The 431-nt window shown below is 49.4% G+C and carries 1 protein-coding gene; it reads right to left on the reverse strand.

Translation table 11 applies throughout. The annotated features are described in order from the left end of the window. Window positions 1-431: cadherin-like domain-containing protein (locus J1N09_RS15575; protein WP_265201179.1), on the reverse strand; the 431-nt coding region annotated here is incomplete at both ends.

A 431-nucleotide genomic window follows, 5' to 3' on the forward strand; every position in this document is an offset into this window, starting at 1 on the left:
CCATTCGAAGGACCGCTTACCGGAGAAAGTACCGTATCTACCGTCTGGGTATCTCCTTCAGGATCTGTATCGTTGTCCAATACATTTCCGGTGATAGTAGCACCCTGGTTGCCATTGTAGGCATCGTCATTAGCATACGTCCTGTTGCGGTTCGGATCGCCATTGACCGTGATGGTCAAAATGGCTGAATCGGTGGCAGGATTAAAGTTATCATCCGTTATGAAGTACTCGAAGGTATCCTCACCCTCGAAGTCTTGCGGTGGCGTATAAGTAAAACTACCATCGGCAGCAATGGTGATGCTTCCTCCCTGGGTTGTTGGGAAGGTACCTACATTAGTTACCGTCTGGTTGTCGCCTTCAGGATCGAAGTCGTTCACAAGTACATTTCCGCTTACCGGAACATTCACCTCTGTACCCGCCGTATCGGCATT

It is taken from the genome of Aureitalea sp. L0-47 (assembly GCF_026126405.1).
Taxonomy (GTDB): Bacteria; Bacteroidota; Bacteroidia; order Flavobacteriales; family Flavobacteriaceae; genus Pukyongia.